Here is a 560-nt window from a genome sequence, read left to right on the forward strand (position 1 = left end):
ATCTTCCTGCGTCGGCAGCTGGCCGCCCGGAAAAATCTCGGTGCCGATGAATCGCGCGAATCTCACATCGCTCATCGTCAGCTTGACGCCGAGTGCGGGCATCTGCTGCCATTGATAGGTCAAAATGGTGTGCAACAGCATCCGACCGTCGTCGGGCAGGATGTGGTGGGCACGTTCAAAAAAGGCCGGCCACCGGTCGGCCTTGAACGCCTCGAAGGCGCCGATGCTGACGATTCGGTCGACGGGTTCGTGAAACTTCTCCCAGCCCTCCAGCAGCACCCGCCGGGTGCGGGGGGTGTCCATCTCGTCGAACGTTCTCTGGACGTGCTCGGCCTGGTTCTCCGACAACGTCAGGCCCACGACGTTGACGTCGTACTTCTCGATGGCCCGGCGCATGGTCGCGCCCCAGCCGCAGCCGATGTCCAGCAGCGTCATGCCCGGCTCGAGATTCAACTTGCCCAGCGCCAGGTCGATCTTGGCAAGCTGCGCCTCTTCCAGGGTCATGTCGTCGCGCTCGAAGTAGGCGCAGCTGTACGTCTGGGTGGGGTCCAGGAACAGGC

General features: G+C 63.2%; 1 protein-coding gene. It reads right to left on the bottom strand.

Annotated elements, in window-relative coordinates:
* On the bottom strand, positions 1-558 hold a 558-nt coding region (locus tag A5701_RS12190; protein WP_231972774.1), incomplete at its 3' end, for a class I SAM-dependent methyltransferase.
* Positions 559-560: the final 2 nt, after the last annotated feature.

The sequence above is a fragment of the Mycobacterium sp. E3305 genome, assembly GCF_001666785.1.
GTDB lineage: Bacteria > Actinomycetota > Actinomycetes > Mycobacteriales > Mycobacteriaceae > Mycobacterium.